This is a genomic window from Pseudorhodoplanes sp. (genome assembly GCF_035565855.1).
In the GTDB taxonomy this organism is placed as follows: Bacteria; Pseudomonadota; Alphaproteobacteria; order Rhizobiales; family Xanthobacteraceae; genus Pseudorhodoplanes.
Genome location: NZ_DATMRX010000084.1, coordinates 1 through 4,390, shown reverse-complemented (window position 1 = coordinate 4,390; position 4,390 = coordinate 1). Strand labels below are relative to the sequence as shown.

Annotated in this window: 4 protein-coding genes; 1 reads left to right on the top strand and 3 read right to left on the bottom strand. The window is 64.2% G+C overall.

Annotated elements, in window-relative coordinates; genetic code table 11:
- The coding region (gene pyrD / locus VN004_RS04725) for a dihydroorotate dehydrogenase (quinone) (RefSeq protein WP_325607523.1) at positions 1 to 696 on the bottom strand (696 nt) is incomplete at its 3' end.
- 162 nt (positions 697 to 858) lie between these two features.
- On the opposite strand from pyrD, the gene VN004_RS04720 reads away from it, so the two are divergent.
- Positions 859 to 1,488 carry a helix-turn-helix transcriptional regulator gene (locus VN004_RS04720; protein ID WP_325607521.1) on the top strand — a complete coding sequence of 210 codons (630 nt, stop codon included), beginning with the start codon at positions 859 to 861 and terminating at the stop codon, positions 1,486 to 1,488.
- 122 nt (positions 1,489 to 1,610) lie between these two features.
- Here the strand turns inward: VN004_RS04720 and VN004_RS04715 are convergent, their stop codons facing one another.
- Both VN004_RS04715 and VN004_RS04710 read right to left on the bottom strand, forming a co-directional pair.
- Positions 1,611 to 3,254 carry a lysine--tRNA ligase gene (locus VN004_RS04715; protein WP_325607519.1) on the bottom strand — a complete coding sequence of 548 codons (1,644 nt, stop codon included), beginning with the start codon at positions 3,252 to 3,254 and terminating at the stop codon, positions 1,611 to 1,613.
- A 19-nt stretch (positions 3,255 to 3,273) separates the two neighbouring features.
- Positions 3,274 to 4,191: a transporter substrate-binding domain-containing protein gene (locus VN004_RS04710; protein WP_325607517.1), complete on the bottom strand. Its 918-nt coding sequence runs from the start codon at positions 4,189 to 4,191 to the stop codon at positions 3,274 to 3,276.
- Between the last annotated feature and the right edge of the window lie 199 nt (positions 4,192 to 4,390).

The window sequence follows — 4,390 nt, the reverse complement described above, 5'->3', positions numbered from 1 at the left end:
GCGTTGGCGCGCGATGCCGACGATGTCGTCGAGATCGGCCAAAGTGAGATCGGGCGCGATCTTCAGGAGAAGCGGCGTCCGACCGCCCTGGGCGCGGTCGCGGGCCTCCAGCGCGCGGGCCAGCAACTGGTCGAGATTCTTCGCCTCCTGCAAGTTGCGCAAGCCGGGCGTATTCGGCGACGACACGTTCATGGTGATGTAGGACACCACCGGGGCGAAGGTCTCGACGAGACGCACGTAATCGGCGTTGCGGTCCGCGCTCTCCTTGTTGGGGCCGAGATTGATGCCGACGATGCCGCCCCGATGCTGGCGCGCAGCGAGCCGGCGCAGCACGGCGGCGGCGCCTTCCGAATTCAGCCCGAGCCGGTTGATCACCGCCCGGTCGGCGTCGAGCCGGAACAGCCGCGGCTTCGGATTGCCGGGTTGCGGCCGTGGCGTCACGCCGCCGACTTCGACGAAGCCGAATCCCAGCCGGAGCAGAGCATCCGGAACCTCGGCATTCTTGTCGAAGCCGGCCGCGAGCCCCACGGGGTTCGGGAACGTGAGCCCGAACGCCTCGACCTTCAGTCGCGGATCGTCCGGCCGGGCAGGCGGCAGCGGCGCCCATTGCAGACTGCGCAGGGCGATTCGGTGGGCTTCTTCGGGATCGAAACAATGCAGGATCGGGCGCGCCAGGCGCTCCAGAAGGGCGATCACGCCGGGGAGACTCCATATTTTCGAGGCGCGCGACCGTAGCTATCGTCACAGCGGCGCACAAGAAACCCTATTGCAGGGCTGGACAGCGTCCGCAAACGGGACTAATTCCTACGAAGGTAGGACAAAAGTCTCACAGCCGCGCTCGCGGCGCATGGAATCGCCATGCTGACGCACGCACAGATTTGGACTGCCATCGACCGGCTCGCGGCGCGTGCCGGCCTGTCGGCTTCCGGCCTCGCCAAGAAGGCCGGGCTCGATCCCACGACCTTCAACAAATCGAAGCGGATCACGCCGGACGGCCGGGCCCGCTGGCCCTCGACCGAATCGGTCGCGAAATCCCTGGCCGCCACCGGCACCAGCGTCGAGACCTTCATCGCACTGATTTCCGAGGCGCCGCGGCCGATCACGCAGGCGGTGCCGCTGATCGGTTTCGCCGAAGCCGGATCGCGCGGTTACTTCGACGATGGCGGCTTTCCGGTGGGAAAGGGATGGGACGAAATCGCCTTTCCGTCCGTCAACGACGAGCATGCCTATGCGCTGGAGATTTCCGGCACGTCGATGGAGCCCGCCTATCGCAAGGGCGACATCATCGTGGTGTCGCCCGGCGCACCGGTGCGGCGCGGCGATCGCGTGGTGGTCAAGACCAAGGATGGCGAGGTCATGGTCAAGCAGCTCGCGCGCAAGACCGCGAAGACCATCGAGCTGCATTCGCTCAATCCGGAACATCCCGCGCGCACACTTCCAATGTCGGACGTGCTCTGGGTCGCGCGCATCATGTGGGCGAGCCAGTAGAGTTTCGCACTGCGCGCGCAAGCATTCCGAAACCACTCCGACCTCATCCTGAGGAGCGTCCGAAGGACGCGTCTCGAAGGATGCGGCCGAAGCAACCGCAGCGCCCAAGACGTGAGGCCGTGCTACGCGCTCCGCGCCAGCGCGCCGTCGATCATGTCGACCGTGTTCTTCAGCCCATAAGCCGCGACGAAGGTGCCGAAGCGCGGGCCTTTCTCCTGGCCGAGCAGCACCTGGTAGAGCATGTTGAACCAGTCGAGCGAGACGCCGGGCTTGCCGTCCTTGGCCTTCTTCTTCTCGTCCAGAAACGGCTCGCGGCGTCCGATCTCGTAGACCACGTCCTGGATCGCTTCCGCCGTCGCATCGACCGGCATGTTGGACAGCGCATCGCGCAAATCCATCAGCGCCGCGCGTTCCTGCTCGGTCGGCTCGCGGAACTTTTTCGTCGGTAGCACGAAGTCGCGATAGTAGTTCAACGCATAACCGACCATCGCATTCAGCCGCGGATGCGTCTGCGGGCTGACGCCCGGCCGATAGCGCGCGATGAAGCCCCACAGCGTTTCGGCATTTTCCGCGTTCGACGACGACACCAGCGTCAGCAGAAGCTGGAAGTTGATCGGCATGTCGGGCGCCGGCGGATTGCCGGAATGGATATGCCAGACCGGGTTCGACAGCCGCTGCTTGGCGTCCTGCCTCTGGTAGCCGTCGAGGAACTGGAAATATTCGTCGACGTTGCGCGGGATCACGTCGAAATACAGCCGCTTCGCCGCCTTCGGCTCGCGATACATGAACAGCGACAGCGATTCCGGCGAGGCATAGCGCAGCCATTCGTCGATGGTGAGACCGTTGCCCTTCGACTTGGAGATCTTCTGTCCCTTTTCGTCGAGGAACAATTCGTAATTGAAGCCCTCGGGCGGCGTGCCGCCGATCGCGCGGTTGATCTCGCCGGACAGCTTCACTGAATCGATCAGGTCCTTGCCGGCCATCTCGTAATCGACGCCGAGCGCGTACCAGCGCATCGCCCAGTCCGGCTTCCATTGCAGCTTGCAGCGCCCGCCGGTCACCGGCGTCGTGACGCTTTCCTTGGTGTCCGGGTCTTCATAGGTGATCGTGCCGGCCTTTGCGTCATGCGCGATCACCGGCACCTGCAGTACGATTCCGGTGCGTTCGGAGATCGGCAGGAACGGCGAATAGGTCTGCGCCCGCTCCTCGCGCAGCGACGGCAGCATGATCGCCATCACCTTGTCGTAATGCGCAAGAACCTGCAGCAGCGCCTTGTCGAAGCGGCCCGACGTATAGCAATCGGTCGCCGAGAGGAATTCGTAGTCGAAGCCGAAGGTGTCGAGGAAGGCACGCAGCCGCGCATTGTTGTGCGCACCGAAGCTCGGATGCGTACCGAACGGATCGCGCACCCTGGTCAGCGGTTTGCCGAGATCCTGCGCCAGCATCTCGCCGTTCGGCACATTGTCCGGCACCTTGCGAAGTCCGTCCATGTCGTCGGAAAACGCGATCAGGCGGGTTCTGACCTTGTCCTCGGTCAGGACCCGGAAGGCATGGCGGACCATCGTGGTGCGGGCCACCTCGCCGAAGGTGCCGATATGCGGCAGCCCGGAGGGACCATAACCGGTCGAGAAGATCACCTCGTCCTTCGGTTTGCGCTTCAGCCGCGCGACGATCTTGCGCGCCTCTTCGAACGGCCAGGCGCCGGATTGCTCGGCGAGCGCGCGAAGTTGAGCGGCGTCAATGCTTGCAGCGTCGGACACAGACATCTCGATTCCATTTTTAGATTTAGAACGGGCTCACCGGGAAATACCGCAGCCACAGATCGGTGAAGCGGCCTTTCTCCCAGAGGCGAAACAGGGCGTAATTCAAAGCCTGGCGCACCGTGTCGTTGCCCTTCTTGACCGCGATCCCGACGCCCTCGCCGAAATACTTGCTCTCGAAGAACGGGCCGCCGGCGAAGGCACAGCATCCTTCGGAATCGGTGCCGTTGATCCAGAACGACAATGCGATTCCGTCGCCGAAAGCATAATCCACCTCGCCGCGCCGCAACGCATCGCGCGCCGCATCGGCGGTGAGATAGGCGACCGGCTGCGCCTCGGTGAACAGGGTCTTGAGGTAAGCCTCATGCGCCGAGCCGCCGACCACCGCGATTTTCTTGCCCTCGAGTTGCTCGGGCTTGAGCACCGGCGTCGCCGTCGCCTTCAGCGTCGCAAAGCGCGCCGGCACCCGATAATAGGGATCGGTGAAATCCATCACCTTGCGGGTCTCGCCGTTGACCGCGAGCGAAGCGATCACCGCGTCGCCGCGGTTTTCATTCAGCGCCGGCACAAGCGTATCGAAGCGGCGCATCTGGATCGTGCAGGTGATCTTCAGTTCGTCGCAGATCAGCCGCGCCAGATCGACGTTGAAACCGACCGGGTGCCCGTCCTGATTGGCGTAGTTGAACGGGGGGTAATCGGTCTCGGTCATGAACCGGATTTGCGACAGACGCGACATGTCCGGTCGCTCCGGGCGTCGCTTCGGGTCCCAGAAGCCCGGATAGGGCGAGGGGGCGGGCGCCATCTCCTTGGGCGGCGCCACATGCGGTTGCGCATCCGCCCGCGTGGACGGGACCGCGAGCAAGAGCCACGCGAGGACGCTGGCAAAGGACGCCCGGCACACTTTCTGGTGGTATCTGGTGCTGAAAATAGGCAATACTCGCATCCGTTGTCGGAGGTTTCGAATACCCGTTTCTATAGCAGAGTGCCTGTAGCGTAACATTTGTGGTCGTGGGGCGGCCATGCGGGGGCCCAGGTCACATGCCGAGCCGGCCGGCCGGCATGCGCGCGATATGTCTTACGGCCCGCGGCCGGGTTCAAGGCCGGAATCCGATTCGGCACGGATTCGTGCCCGGCTCGCTGCC